The 12891-nt window shown below is 56.1% G+C and carries 12 protein-coding genes; 8 read left to right on the top strand and 4 right to left on the bottom strand.

Annotation, left to right across the window (positions count from 1 at the left end; all coding sequences use genetic code 11):
- Positions 1-31 precede the first annotated feature (31 nt).
- Positions 32-2230, top strand: coding sequence for a DNA helicase II (gene uvrD / locus IEW65_RS11390; RefSeq protein ID WP_188639602.1), 2199 nt, complete (start codon positions 32-34; stop codon positions 2228-2230).
- 124 nt (positions 2231-2354) lie between these two features.
- Positions 2355-3443, top strand: a complete 1089-nt coding sequence (locus tag IEW65_RS11385; RefSeq protein ID WP_188639601.1) for a TRAP transporter substrate-binding protein — start codon at positions 2355-2357, stop codon at positions 3441-3443.
- 80 nt (positions 3444-3523) lie between these two features.
- Here IEW65_RS11385 and IEW65_RS11380 read toward each other — a convergent pair whose 3' ends face one another.
- Positions 3524-3937 (bottom strand): acyl-CoA thioesterase, encoded by a 414-nt coding sequence (locus IEW65_RS11380; protein ID WP_188639600.1) that lies wholly within the window; start codon positions 3935-3937, stop codon positions 3524-3526.
- A 201-nt stretch (positions 3938-4138) separates the two neighbouring features.
- On the opposite strand from IEW65_RS11380, the gene IEW65_RS11375 reads away from it, so the two are divergent.
- The 6 genes from IEW65_RS11375 (at position 4139) to cysZ (ending at position 10017) form a co-directional block, all read left to right on the top strand.
- Positions 4139-5029, top strand: coding sequence for a PstS family phosphate ABC transporter substrate-binding protein (locus tag IEW65_RS11375; RefSeq protein WP_188639909.1), 891 nt, complete (start codon positions 4139-4141; stop codon positions 5027-5029).
- 96 nt (positions 5030-5125) lie between these two features.
- Complete coding sequence (locus IEW65_RS11370) at positions 5126-6244, top strand: ABC transporter permease subunit (RefSeq protein ID WP_188639599.1); 1119 nt, start codon at positions 5126-5128, stop codon at positions 6242-6244.
- Positions 6244-7656: a phosphate ABC transporter permease PstA gene (gene pstA / locus IEW65_RS11365; protein WP_188639598.1), complete on the top strand. Its 1413-nt coding sequence runs from the start codon at positions 6244-6246 to the stop codon at positions 7654-7656. The genes IEW65_RS11370 and pstA overlap by 1 nt, the downstream gene beginning before the upstream one ends.
- Positions 7650-8462 carry a phosphate ABC transporter ATP-binding protein PstB gene (gene pstB / locus IEW65_RS11360; protein ID WP_188639597.1) on the top strand — a complete coding sequence of 271 codons (813 nt, stop codon included), beginning with the start codon at positions 7650-7652 and terminating at the stop codon, positions 8460-8462. Before pstA ends, pstB begins: the two co-directional genes overlap by 7 nt.
- Before the next feature lie 30 nt (positions 8463-8492).
- Positions 8493-9218 carry a phosphate signaling complex protein PhoU gene (gene phoU, locus IEW65_RS11355; protein ID WP_188639596.1) on the top strand — a complete coding sequence of 242 codons (726 nt, stop codon included), beginning with the start codon at positions 8493-8495 and terminating at the stop codon, positions 9216-9218.
- Positions 9219-9285: 67 nt separating this feature from the next.
- Positions 9286-10017 (top strand): sulfate transporter CysZ, encoded by a 732-nt coding sequence (gene cysZ, locus IEW65_RS11350; protein WP_188639908.1) that lies wholly within the window; start codon positions 9286-9288, stop codon positions 10015-10017.
- A gap of 64 nt (positions 10018-10081) precedes the next feature.
- Here cysZ and IEW65_RS11345 read toward each other — a convergent pair whose 3' ends face one another.
- The 3 genes from IEW65_RS11345 to phoR form a co-directional block, all read right to left on the bottom strand.
- Positions 10082-10402 (bottom strand): hypothetical protein, encoded by a 321-nt coding sequence (locus tag IEW65_RS11345; protein ID WP_188639595.1) that lies wholly within the window; start codon positions 10400-10402, stop codon positions 10082-10084.
- A gap of 578 nt (positions 10403-10980) precedes the next feature.
- The gene (locus IEW65_RS11340) at positions 10981-11283 is read right to left on the bottom strand and encodes a hypothetical protein (RefSeq protein WP_188639594.1); all 303 of its coding nucleotides are present in this window, start codon (positions 11281-11283) and stop codon (positions 10981-10983) included.
- 311 nt (positions 11284-11594) lie between these two features.
- Positions 11595-12890, bottom strand: coding sequence for a phosphate regulon sensor histidine kinase PhoR (gene phoR / locus IEW65_RS11335; RefSeq protein WP_188639593.1), 1296 nt, complete (start codon positions 12888-12890; stop codon positions 11595-11597).
- Position 12891 lies beyond the last annotated feature (1 nt).

Genomic DNA, 12891 nt, shown 5'->3' with positions numbered 1-12891 from the left:
CCGCCCATTTTTCGAACCGGCAGCGGCTTATATGGACGACGTCACGGCGATACTTGATCAGCTCAACCCCGCCCAGCGGGAGGCCGTTAGCGCCCCCCAGGGCAACCTACTGGTACTGGCGGGGGCTGGCTCCGGTAAAACCCGCGTGCTGGTTCACCGCATTGCCTGGCTGATGCAGGCCGAAGGGCTGTCTCCTTATGCGCTGCTGGCGGTGACGTTTACCAACAAAGCGGCACGGGAAATGCGCACGCGCCTTGAAGCGCTGCTGGGCATTTCCATGCGCCATGTTTGGGTCGGCACCTTCCACTCCATTGCCCACCGGCTGCTGCGCACCCACTGGCAAGACGCTCGCCTGCCGCAACACTTCCAAATCATTGATTCCGACGACCAGCTCCGGCTGATCAAGCGGCTGCTCAAAGATTACTCGATTGACGACGAACGCTTCCCGCCCCGCCAAGTGCAGGGGTTTGTATCTGGCTGCAAAGAGGAGGGGCTGCGCCCGCATCAGGTCAACGTCAACGGTGATGGCTATTTGGCACAAATGGTCGAGCTGTACGAGCGCTACCAGCTCACCTGCGAGCGCGGCGGGCTGGTGGATTTTGGCGAGCTGCTGCTGCGCAGCCTGGAGCTTCTGCGCGATAACCCGCCGCTGCTGAAACACTACCGCGAGCGCTTCGGTCATGTATTGGTAGACGAGTTCCAAGACACCAACACCCTGCAGTACGCGTGGCTGAAACTGCTCACCGGCCAGCAAACGCCGATGACGGCGGTCGGCGATGACGACCAGTCGATTTACGGCTGGCGCGGCGCCAAAGTGGAGAATATTCGCCGCTTTGAAGAGGAGTTTACCGACACTCATACAGTGCGCCTGGAACAGAACTACCGCTCTACCAGCGCAATTCTGGAAGCCGCTAACACGCTGATTAGCCATAACAGCGAGCGGCTGGGTAAAAACCTCTGGACCGATGGCATCGAGGGCGACCCGATTTCGGTGTATGCCGGGTTTAACGACCTGGAAGAAGCCCGCTACATCGTCGACACCATTAAAGAGAAGGTCGATGAAGGCTTTAACCGCCGTGATGTGGCCATTCTTTACCGCTCTAACGCCCAATCACGGCTGCTGGAAGAGACGCTGATTCGCCAAGGGATGCCTTACCGCATCTACGGTGGCCACCGCTTTTATGAACGGCTGGAGATCAAAAATGCCCTGGCCTACCTTCGCCTGTTGCTGAACCGGGACGACGATGCCTCCCTTGAACGCGTCATCAACGTGCCCACCCGAGGCATCGGCACCCGCACGGTGGAAATCGTGCGCCACCGCGCACGGGAGCAGGGCGTCTCGCTTTGGCAGGCGCTACACGACGCGATTCAGGACGGCACCTTGAGAGGCCGAGCGGGCAACGCCGTGCAGGCCTTCGCCAACCTGATCGAGCAGCTCGATAACGACGCCGCCGGGTTACCGCTGCATGAAATTATCGACCATGTCACCGCGCATACCGGGTTAATCGAGCACCACAAAAGCGAGCGTGGCGAGAAAGGCCAGGCGCGGGTCGAAAACTTGGAAGAGCTGGTCACCGCCGCCCGCGCCTTCACCCATGGCGACGCCTTTGAAACCCCGGAAGCGGGCGAAGGCATGGCGGCACTGGAAGCATTTCTGTCAGAAGCCGCCCTCAACGCAGGCGACCACGAAGCCGAAGAGTTTGAAGACAGCGTACAGCTGATGACGCTGCACTCAGCGAAAGGGCTTGAGTTTCCGGTGGTGTTTATCGCCGGTGTGGAGGAGGGGCTATTCCCGCACAAGATGTCGGTGGAGGAGCCTGGGCGGCTCGAAGAGGAGCGCAGGCTGTGTTACGTAGGCGTCACCCGAGCGATGCAGAAGCTCTACCTGACCCACGCGGAAACACGCCGCCTGCACGGCAAAGAGGTGTTTCCACGCCCGTCGCGTTTTCTGCGCGAACTGCCGCCCCACTTGCTGGAAGAAGTGCGCCTGCGGGGCCATATCTCCCGCCCGGTGACCGCATCGCGGCAGAGCTTCGCCCAAACCAGTATCGAGAGCGACGGCGAGCTGCCCGCGCTGCATGTCGGCCAGCGGGTCGAACATCCGGTGTTTGGTGAGGGGATTATTCTCAACGCCGAGGGCGAAGGTGCCCGTGCTCGCGTGCAAGTGAGCTTTGACGGTAACGGCGTAAAGTGGCTCGTGCTCGGGTTTGCCAAACTCACGCCGCGTTAACGATAAAGGGCAAGAGAAGACAGACACTTGCCCTATAAAAGCTGCTTAGCGCATACTGGCGGGCGGACACTGCGCTCACTGCGCTTATAAAAAAACAGCCTATAATTTCGGAGTCATGCCCGCCATGCAACGCCGCCAATTTTTGAAAACCGCCGGCCTAGGTGCCGCCGGTGTCGCTGCTGCACCCTTTGTTTCTACCGCCAGCGCTAACGAAACCTACACCTGGGATATGGTCACCTCCTGGCCGAAGAACTTCCCCGCTCTTGGTACCGGTGCTAACGACTTTGCCCGCCGAGTGGAGCAGCTCTCTAACGGCCGCATGCGCATCCGTGTTCACGGCGCAGGCGAGCTGGTACCGGCACTGGAAGTCTTCGATGCAGTCGCCGCAGGCACTGCCGAAATGGGCCACTCTGCCTCTTACTACTGGCGCGGCAAAGTCGCGGCTTCCCAGTTCTTTACCGCCGTGCCGTTTGGTATGAACACCACTGAAATGAACGCGTGGCTGTACCACGGCGGTGGCCAAGAGCTGTGGGACGAGATCTACGCTAACCACAACCTGAAGCCGTTTGCCGTGGGTAACACCGGCACGCAGATGGCGGGCTGGTTCAAAAAAGAGATCAACTCCCTCGACGATATGCAGGGCCTGAAGTTGCGCTTGCCCGGCCTGGCTGGTGAAGCCATGAACGGCATCGGTGTGAGCACGGTGAACATGGCCGGTTCGGAAATCTTCACCTCGCTGCAAACCGGTGCGCTCGACGCCGCTGACTGGGTTGGCCCGTATAACGACCTCGCCTTTGGCCTGCACCAAGTGGCGGACTACTACTACACGTCTGTGTGGAACGAGCCTACCGCGGTACTGGAAGGCACCGTCAACCTGGATGCTTGGAACGCGCTGCCGGAAGACCTGCAGGACGTGATCCGCGAAGCGGCACGCGCTTCCAACTTGGCGATGATTAGCGAATTTGCTTATCGCAATGCCCAAGCACTGGAAACGCTGGTGGATGAGCACGGCGTACAGCTGCGCACCTTCCCGGAAGACGTCATGGCCGCGCTGTATGAGTCGTCCAAGCAGGCGATCCAGCGTCAGGTGGATAATGACGAAGAGTCACGCCGTGTTTACGAGTCCTACTCGGCGTTCCAAAAAGTACTGCGTCCGTTTAGCGATGTAGGCGAATACGCTTACCTGAAGAGCCGTGACAACGTAGGGGCATAATCACTCTCCTCCGTTCGGCTAACAAAAAAGGGTGCTTCGGCACCCTTTTTGCTGCTTTAGCGGTTCATCAAACAGCGCCGTTAGCTGTGCACGGCGCGGATACGCCCATTGTCATCCAACGCTACCATCACAAAACGCGCTTCGGTGACTTTCTGGCGCTCTTCAATATGGCGACCATGGGGCGGGCGTACCCACACTTCCACATCAATTTTGATGGAGCTGTGACCAATCTCTTGTACCTGGGTATAGACGCTCACCATGGAGCCCACCCTGACGGGGCTGAGAAAATCCATCGCCTCAATGGCCACCGTGGCGGTACGGCCACCTGCCTCGCGCCCCGCGGCTAACTCTGCCGCTTGATCCATTTGATTGACCAACCAGCCACCAGGAATATCCCCGTAGAAATTGGTATCTTGCCGAGAAGCCAGTAACTTTAAAGTGAGCTGCCCTTGTGGGGCGGGTATGTCGTCCAAATCGGTGTCCAGCGGTGTCATAAGGTGGTCGCTTTGTAAGGTTATTGTTGTGATGATACGAGGGATAAGAATGATGGTGATGTTGCTGCATCGCAACAGACTATCAATAGTTAATCATAAGAGGGGTGACGTTTGAAGGGCAAGGGTTTGAAGGGCAGTCGCTTACAGCACTACTGCTCACGCGTAAGCCGTCAATCTCGCCTGTGGGTGGCCACTGGGCTGATGTTTTTTTGCGCTTTCGCCTGGGGGCAACCAAACTCCGTGGTAAGCGGCACATTAGGGGCTGTAGGCTCTGACACCATGGCAGGCTTGATGCTGCGCTGGGGAGAAGCGCTTAATCATCGTTACCCCAATATTACCCTTCAGTTTCAAGCCGGGGGGTCTGCCAGCGCGCCCACCGCCTTGATAGCAGGCACGACGCGTTTTGGTCCGATGTCGCGTCCGATCACTGAGAGTGAGCGCCAGCAGTTTATTGACCGTTATGGCTACCCCCCTCACGAACTAAGCGTTGCAAGAGATGCTCTACTGCTGGTGGTACACCGCCACAATCCACTGGCGTCACTTAGCCGTCAGCAAGCCGATGCGATTTTCTCTACCTCTTTATATTGTGGAGACTCCGAACCCCTTCGTCGTTGGGAAGAACTACTACCAGAGCAACAGTGGCCCTACGGCAAAATTGCGCTGCATGGTCGTAATTTAGCCTCTGGCACCCACGGTCTGTTCCAAGAACGCGCGCTATGCAACGGCCAGTTTCGCCGTGATATTAGCGAGCACCCTGGCTCTTCTGCCGTGATTGCCGCCGTGGGGGAGTCCCCCAATGCCATGGGCTATGCGGGCTATAACCATCTCAATCCCATGGTGCGCGCACTACCGTTAATCAACGCAGAGGGCACGGCCATCATACCCAGCGTGGCAACGATTCAGGACAATACCTATCCGCTGTCACGGGATCTCTACCTGTACGTTAATCTGCCGCCCGGCGAAGCACTGCCACTTGCAGAGCAAGCCTTTATTGAGCTGATCTTTTCTGATGAAGGGCAGCGAATCGTACAAGCCGCGGGCTTTGTGCCGCTACCTCAAGCGCAACGGACTCCGCCACTGCTTGACGACTAGATTGTCACTTAACTGTCATAAACATACCGTAGGGTGGAAAACTTCGGCCATGTACGTACTTTTTTGCTACGGCACTCGTTTCTTTATGATGTCGACATGACTCCCCCACGGCTACCTCTTTCGCGTCAGCCGCTGCGTCTTATTCACGACCGCATTGCGACCGGGTTGATTACCGCCGGTGGTATTGGCGTGCTGTTGGCCATTCTTGCTATTGGCGTATTTCTTGTGTGGGAGACGCTGCCGCTCTTGGCGTTTGGCGATGCGCTATCGCTCAATACCCTATCGCCACTGGCCTGGGGCACTCTCAAAGCAGCCCTCGCCGCCATGCTATTTGCCACACCCATAGCCCTGGGTGCCGCCATGTACTCGGCACTGTTCATGTCACCACGGCTACGCAGTCGGGTAAAACCCATTCTTGAGCTAATGGAAGCCATTCCCGGCGTGGTGGTGGGCTTTATTGCCGGGCTTCTGCTAGCCCCTTGGGTCGAGCGTCACCTAGCCAGCACGCTGCTCGTGATTGTTTGGCTGCCACTTAGCGCTGCACTGGCAGGCAGCCTTTGGTATCTCGCTAGCGCCCGTTTGCGCCAGTGCCTACCGCTTTCCTGGGCGGGCATCTGGCTGATGCCATGGCTCGCGATGATGGCCACCCTGGCGCTATGGCTGGCCCCGCTCATGGAACAGGCTTGGTTCGGCGGCGACCTACGCCGCATGCTCGACCAGCAGTACGGGTTAGATTATGCCACTCGCAATGCGCTGATCGTCGGGATCGCGATGGGGTTTGCGGTGATTCCTAGTATCTATTCGCTGGCAGAAGATGCCCTGGCCGATGTACCCGCCAACTTAATGGAAGGGGCTCAGGCGCTGGGAGCCAGCCGTTGGCAAGCGCTGTGGAAAGTCGCGCTTCCCACGGCAGGCCCTGGGGTCTTTTCAGCGGTCATGATTGGTGCCGGGCGTGCGGTAGGCGAAACCATGATTGTCTTGATGGCCAGCGGCAATACCGCGCTCTTTAGCGCCAGCCCCTTTGAAGGGCTGCGCTCACTGTCCGCCTCCATTGCCATTGAGCTGCCGGAGGCTTCCCCAGGTGGCATCACTTACCACCTGCTGATTTTTGCCGCCCTGGCGCTGTTTATCTTCACCTTTTTGGTCAATACCCTAGCCGAGGTGGTACGCCAGCGCCTGCGGCAACGCTATCAGCGCCTAGGGGGTAACCGCTAATGCGTTGGCTATCTCGCCCGCTCGGCACTCGCGCCATGGGCAGCTTACTATGGCCCTGGTTATGTGCCGCGAGCGTGGCAGTATCGCTGCTGATGCTGGCGACGCTGCTTACCCTGCTCGCCACACGGGGGCTTGGCCACTTTTGGCCCGCCTCATTGGAAGAAGTCACTCTTCACTCAGGCGAAACGGTGATAGGCCAGCCGGTGCGAGAAGCCCCCCTGCCCAACGCAGCGGGCATGGAGCGACTCTACTTTACCGGCAACCGAGATATCGATGGCACGCGCTGGCGCTGGGTCGCTATTGACGACATTGCTGAAAAGTCAGTTCCCGACGAGATCGTGCGGCTGGAGCGCACCCCATGGGGCGATTTTATCGGCCGCCTTAGCAGCGTGGAGCGCGCGGGCGAGCGCCTTGAAGGCGACGCGGCCTGGGCGTTTGTGACCACTGCTCTTGCCCTGCCAGACAGTCAGCGCCCAGAGGCACAGCTTCATCTGACCACCGCCAATGGCCAACGCGTTATTCAGCCACTATCCGGCGTTACACTTTTCCAAACGCCTAATGCCATGTCATGGGTGCAAAAAACAGCGGCCTGGAGCCAGCGTATTTGGCAATTTCTGAGTGAAGGCCCCCGCGCAGCCAATACCGGAGGCGGCGTGTGGCCAGCCATTTTCGGAACGGTATTAATGGTGATATTGATGTCCGTCATCGTGACGCCATTTGGCGTTCTGGCAGCTATTTATCTCAATGAAATTGCCCACCAGAACCGTCTGACCCGGTTAGTGCGTATCGGTGTGCGCAACCTCGCGGGGGTACCCTCGATTGTGTACGGAGTGTTTGGCCTGGGGGTCTTTGTTTACGGGATTGGCGGTTCGATCGACAGCTGGTTTTTTGAGGAGGCACTGCCCTCACCCACTTTTGGAACCGGCGGCCTGCTATGGGCATCGCTCACCCTGGCGCTGTTAACGTTACCCGTCGTGATTGTGGCGACCGAAGAGGGGTTGGCGCGCATTCCCGATGCCCAGCGCGAGGGTGCAGTGGCGCTAGGTGCCACCCGCCTGGAAATGCTGACTCGCGTGGTACTGCCTATGGCCACCCCCGCCATGCTAACGGGGGTGATTTTGGCAGTGGCGCGGGCAGCAGGAGAAGTCGCGCCGCTGATGCTGGTAGGTGTCGCGAAACTGGCCCCGCAAATGCCTGTTGATGGTGAATTTCCCTACCTGCACCTAGAACGCAAGTTTATGCACCTCGGCTATCATTTATTTGATACCGCTTTTCACGGTGAGGATGTACAAGCGGCTATACCCCTGGTGTTTGCCACCGCCCTATTATTAGTGCTGATTGTACTGGTGCTTAATCTAACTGCCATATTTCTGCGTCATTATCTAAGGCGTCAACGAGGGAACGAATGCTAGCGTTATCGTCCGCCAACCCGACTCAAGCACCGGTGACTCGCTTTTCCGCCGAGACCTGCTGCTTGAGCATCAACCAGTTTCACCTCGCTTATGCGGGGAAAACCGCGTTGCGCGACCTAACGCTGGATGTGCCTCGCCACCGCGTGACCGCGTTTATTGGCCCGTCGGGCTGTGGCAAATCTACTCTGCTGCGCGCGATTAACCGGCTTCATGACCTCAATGAGTCAGTCACGCATCATGGTCAAATCCAGTTAGAAGGCCAGGACATCCACGCCTCGCAGATGAACGTCACCGAGCTGCGACGCCGCGTGGGCATGGTGTTTCAAACCCCAAACCCGTTTCCAATGTCGATCTATGAAAACGTTGCCTTCGGGCTGCGCTTACAGGGTCGAATGCCGAAGCGCAAACGCGACGACATCATCGAATGGGCGCTCACCTCGGCCGCCCTGTGGGACGAGGTGAAAGACCGCCTGCACCGCTCGGCATGGCAGCTTTCCGGCGGGCAGCAGCAGCGTTTAGTGATTGCCCGCACGCTGGCTGTACAGCCCGATGTATTGCTGTTGGATGAGCCTGCCTCGGCGCTGGACCCTATTTCGACGCTAAAAATTGAAGAGTTGATTCGTAACCTGAAATCCCAGCTCACGCTGGTGCTGGTTACCCACAATATGCAGCAAGCCGCGCGGGTGTCCGACTACACGGCTTTTTTGCAGCAAGGTGAACTCGTTGAGTACGGGCCAACGGATCAAGTGTTCACTAACCCGCGTTTACAACGCACCGAAAACTACATCACCGGCCGCATGACCTAGGCCCCATCGACATTACGTCAGGAGTGCTCCATGGATATTACGAGCGATACCCACAGCCAGCATATCTCTCGCCAGTTCAACCAGGAGCTGGAAGAGCTGAAAACCCACCTGATGGCCATGGGCGGTCTGGTGGAAAAACAGGTACAAGACGCCGTTCACGCACTGCTGGAAGGCGACAGCCGTCTAGCCGAGAAAGTGCGTGACAACGACCGCCAGGTGAACGACCTGCAGCTGCAAATTGACGATGAGTGTACCCGCGTACTGGCTCGACGCCAGCCGGCCGCCTCTGATCTGCGTCTAGTGCTGGCCGTTATTCGCGCAACATCAGACCTGGAGCGGATTGGCGATGAGGCCAGCAAAATTGCCCGCAATGCGCTGCTGCTGAGTGAAAACAGCGGCGGTATTCGTGGCCTGGTCGAAGTGCGTCACATCAGCGAACACGTACGTAAAATGCTGCGCGATGCGCTCACGGCCTTTGCCCGCTTCGATACTGAGCTTGCTATGCAGGTCGTGCGTGAAGATGAGTCAGTGGATGACGAGTACGGCAGCGCCATGCGCTCTTTGATGACCTTCATGATGGAGGACTCCCGCTCCATCAGCTCCGTGCTCAGCATCATGTGGGTACTGCGCGCACTAGAGCGCGTGGGCGATCACGCCAACAACCTAGCAGAGTATGTGGTCTATCTAGTGAAAGGCCTGGATATTCGCCACAGCGACCCGGATACCTTAGATCAGAAGATGCTTAAAAAATCTTGACCTAGCCGTTAATTCCTCCTGCAATACGCCCAGATGACTCATCTGGGCGTTTTTTTAAGGAGCAAGCATAGTGGATGCAATCACGGCACTGAGCCAAGGCACGCGCTTGGTGTACCAGAAAGGGCTGCGGCGCTACATTTTCCTGCCAATTCTGGTCAATCTCATCGTGTATGCCAGCATGCTAAGCGTGGTGTTCAATCGCTTTTCCGGCTGGCTGGACAGTGCCATGACCCTGGTACCCAGCTGGCTGGAGTGGCTCTCCTGGCTTATCTGGCCGCTTTTTTTCGTCAGCCTGTTAGTGGTGATCTTTTTTACCTTCACCCTGGTGACACACCTGATTGCCGCACCTTTTTACGGTTTTTTAGCCGCTAAAGTTGAGCGGCAGGCCACCGGGCGGGAGCCGCTGGATGATCGCGGGCTAGCCAAAACAGCCATTGACGCGCTAGGACGAGAGCTGGTGAAACTCGGCTATATTCTCCCACGCATGGCAGCGCTGTTTATTATTAGCTGGATTCCCGGACTTAACTTGTTGGCACCTCTCTTATGGGCACTGTTTTCTGCCTGGGTGATGGCGATCACTTATCTTGATTACCCGATGGATAACAACAAGGTCACGTTTCGCGATATGCGCAGCCGCCTATCGCGCCGCTGGTGGCCCAGCCTCACCTACGGTGGGCTGATCATGCTGGTCACCTGGATACCGCTCGCCAATCTGTTCTTAATTCCCGGTGCCGTAGCGGGTGCCGTGCTGATGTGGGACGGCCATTATCGAGGCACCCAAGACGTGGTTAAAACGTAGCGAAAAAGCGGCTGCATAGACGCAAAAAACCCCGCCTAGGCGGGGTCTTCGTCATCACACTGGCTTACCAGCGGATACCGTCACCTTCGTCACGGTTGAGTTCGTTGGCGTTATAGCCCGCTTTGCTGCTCGTGGAGCTACTGGAATCGCTGGCGCTGCTTGAAGTGGAGTAGTCAAACGTATCCCCTTCATCGCGGGTCAGGTCGCTGGCCGAGTATTGTGCCGGGCCTGAGGTGTTGTGCGAGCTAGGCTGAATGACATCATGGCCTGCTGAGCGGTCTTTATTGAGCTCAATCGACGTATGGGCAAATGCCATCGGGCTCGCCACGAGGCCAAACGCGACACCTAATACGGCAGTTTTTTTAGCTAACGCTTTGAATAACATAGATTACTACTCCTTTAACATGGAGCCAGACAGTGCAGGCTAAACAATAACATGGATGCCCACGACCAATGGCTAACGTTACATCTTAGTATTGCACACATGATGCCAATCCGATCAATTTAAATTAAAAACAATTAAAATCAACTACTTAAACAGTATATATTGCGCACAATATTACATCGCACACTAATTAATTGTTCAAATATATTGTGCAATAATGGCACATGCGCCAGCTAAGTGTTTCACATTAACTCACCCTGCTACCTTCCGTGGTAGCAACTGGCTGAACAGCGTTTAAAAGCATGAACCGGATACTGACTATTTATTAGCTAGGCACAAAAAATTAGACCCCGCAGGGCGGGGTCTTGATCACTCTTACTTATAAACGATATTGACGTCTGGCTTCCTATCCTTTTGCGGGGCTCCAACCTTGGAATTAACCCTGACCAGTGTATTCATCGTATTTAGATTCATTCCTTGAACCTGTGAGCATCCTTGCTTATAGGACATCCTTGCCCCGTAAATGCTCAATCCTAAGCGTAAGAGTTTTTTACAACTTTGCAAAAAATTGTTGCCAATTACATGCCGCTGTTTTCTTCAACAACTTCATCTGGCGTGTATTCAGAGTCACCGCTCATATCTGAAGAGTGCGGCTCGTCAACATTATCTGGACCTTGAGTACCATGATCTGTCGTCAGATCTTCGTTCTCATACTCTGCGGGATTACCGGTACCGTCAGAGTGCGATTCTACAGGCTGCTCATCTGGAGAGATGTTGCCTGCCGGATTTGCTGGCTCTTGAGCAAACGCCAACGGGCTTGCTACTAAACCAAAAGTAACGCCTAAAATACCAGCTTTCTTGAGTAGTTCCTTGGACATCATATTCCGCCTCCTCGATCGCTGTGAAATACCGCTTTAAAGGAAGAGTGACTTCATGTCTTACCAGTTCCTGCGGTAATCTTCCTTACTAGACATGTTGCAGCTGGCATGCCAATTATTGCTCATTAAAAATAAAAAATTTTAAAAACAGTAATTTATGCAAAAAAACCTGTGCCAACCGAATGCTTAGCATGCCATTAAAAAGACAATAAACTGGCTACATATGACACATGCGCAGTGTTTTACCATGCTTGTATGCCAATATGGCACACTTATACATAGGTTATGCAATCAGGCATTAAGAGGGGATAGCGTTATGCGTCGTTGACCACGCGAGCAGGGGGGAAAACGCAGCGGAACAGCGCTCCTTCACCTGGCAGCGACTCCACTTGAAGCAGCGCATCATGGCGCAGTAGAACGTGTTTCACAATAGCAAGACCAAGCCCCGTACCACCCGTGGCCGTACTGCGGCCTTTATCGACGCGGTAGAAGCGCTCGGTAAGGCGCGGGATATGGACAGGATCGATTCCCTCGCCGTCATCATCTACTTCAATACAAGCGCTGCCATTGGGCATAGCCGCCCAACGAAGCGTAATTTGGCTACCGGCAGGGGTATAGCGCACAGCATTGAATGCCAAGTTAGAGATAGCGCTGCGCAGCTCTTGCTCACTGCCCACCAAGCGTGCTTCGCAATCTAATATGATTTGCACGCTATGCTGCTGGTGAGAGAGTGCCAGCGCATCGCGCCGAATGCTCTCAAGCATTGGCCCAACAGCGAGCGGCTGATGATCTTCTCCACCACGGTCAATTTCCAGCCGAGACAGCAGCAGCAGGTCGTTCACTAGGTTCTGCATGCGCTTGGTTTGCTCTTCCATCTGCCCAATGCCTTTGCCCAGACGCGGCGGCAGCAGCTCTTTTAGGTCACCGTAGGTTTCCAAATAGCCTGAAAGAACCGTCAGCGGGGTACGCAATTCGTGGGAAACGTTGGCCACGAAGTCCCGGCGCATCTGCTCAAGACGATGCAAGCGGGTGATATCCCGCGCCATGACCAAGCGCTCGTCGTCGCCATAAAGCGTAATTTGGTACTGGAGAATACGACGCTCATCAATCGGTGACGTGAGCGTTAGCGGTTCACCGTATTCGCGGGCGTTGAAGTAGCTAATGAAGCGCGGGTCACGCAGCAGGTTAGTAATATGCTGGCCACGATCATGAGCGGTTTGCAGGCCGAGCATGTCTGTCGCGGCGCTGTTCCACCACTCTAAGTCACCGTGGCGGTCCAGCATGACGACGCTATCACGCATCGCCTCAGAAGACTCTTGGATACGAGCGAGCGTCGCGCGCAGGCGGTTTTGAGTGATTCGTTGGCTTTTTTGATAGCGATACAGGCGATCAAATAATTCACCCCACATACCCTTAGCCGCAGGCGGCTCATCGTGAGGATGCAGCGTTAACCATTGATATAGAGCGCGTAATTGACGTAGGTGATAAACCAGGCAAAACAGCAAACCACCCGCAAGCCCTAGCCACGGGTAGCCGAGTAGCCATCCGAGTGAAATACCCAAAATGGCTAACCAGACTATACGCCAAATCTCACGGCTCCACAGACGCACA

Source organism: Vreelandella lutescens, assembly GCF_014640815.1.
GTDB classification, from domain to species: Bacteria; Pseudomonadota; Gammaproteobacteria; order Pseudomonadales; family Halomonadaceae; genus Vreelandella; species Vreelandella lutescens.
Note: the sequence above shows the minus strand (reverse complement) of the source record. Positions and strands in the feature narration are given on the sequence as shown.

What these genes read in the sequence shown, in the direction of transcription:
- pstA (WP_188639598.1), top strand. Translation starts at nt 6,244, where the DNA reads ATGCGTTGGCTATCTCGCCCGCTCGGCACTCGCGCCATGGGCAGCTTA.
- IEW65_RS11375 (WP_188639909.1), top strand. Translation starts at nt 4,139, where the DNA reads ATGTTTTTTTGCGCTTTCGCCTGGGGGCAACCAAACTCCGTGGTAAGC.
- phoU (WP_188639596.1), top strand. Translation starts at nt 8,493, where the DNA reads ATGGATATTACGAGCGATACCCACAGCCAGCATATCTCTCGCCAGTTC.
- IEW65_RS11380 (WP_188639600.1), bottom strand. Translation starts at nt 3,937, where the DNA reads ATGACACCGCTGGACACCGATTTGGACGACATACCCGCCCCACAAGGG.
- uvrD (WP_188639602.1), top strand. Translation starts at nt 32, where the DNA reads ATGGACGACGTCACGGCGATACTTGATCAGCTCAACCCCGCCCAGCGG.
- IEW65_RS11370 (WP_188639599.1), top strand. Translation starts at nt 5,126, where the DNA reads ATGACTCCCCCACGGCTACCTCTTTCGCGTCAGCCGCTGCGTCTTATT.
- IEW65_RS11340 (WP_188639594.1), bottom strand. Translation starts at nt 11,283, where the DNA reads ATGATGTCCAAGGAACTACTCAAGAAAGCTGGTATTTTAGGCGTTACT.
- IEW65_RS11385 (WP_188639601.1), top strand. Translation starts at nt 2,355, where the DNA reads ATGCAACGCCGCCAATTTTTGAAAACCGCCGGCCTAGGTGCCGCCGGT.
- pstB (WP_188639597.1), top strand. Translation starts at nt 7,650, where the DNA reads ATGCTAGCGTTATCGTCCGCCAACCCGACTCAAGCACCGGTGACTCGC.
- IEW65_RS11345 (WP_188639595.1), bottom strand. Translation starts at nt 10,402, where the DNA reads ATGTTATTCAAAGCGTTAGCTAAAAAAACTGCCGTATTAGGTGTCGCG.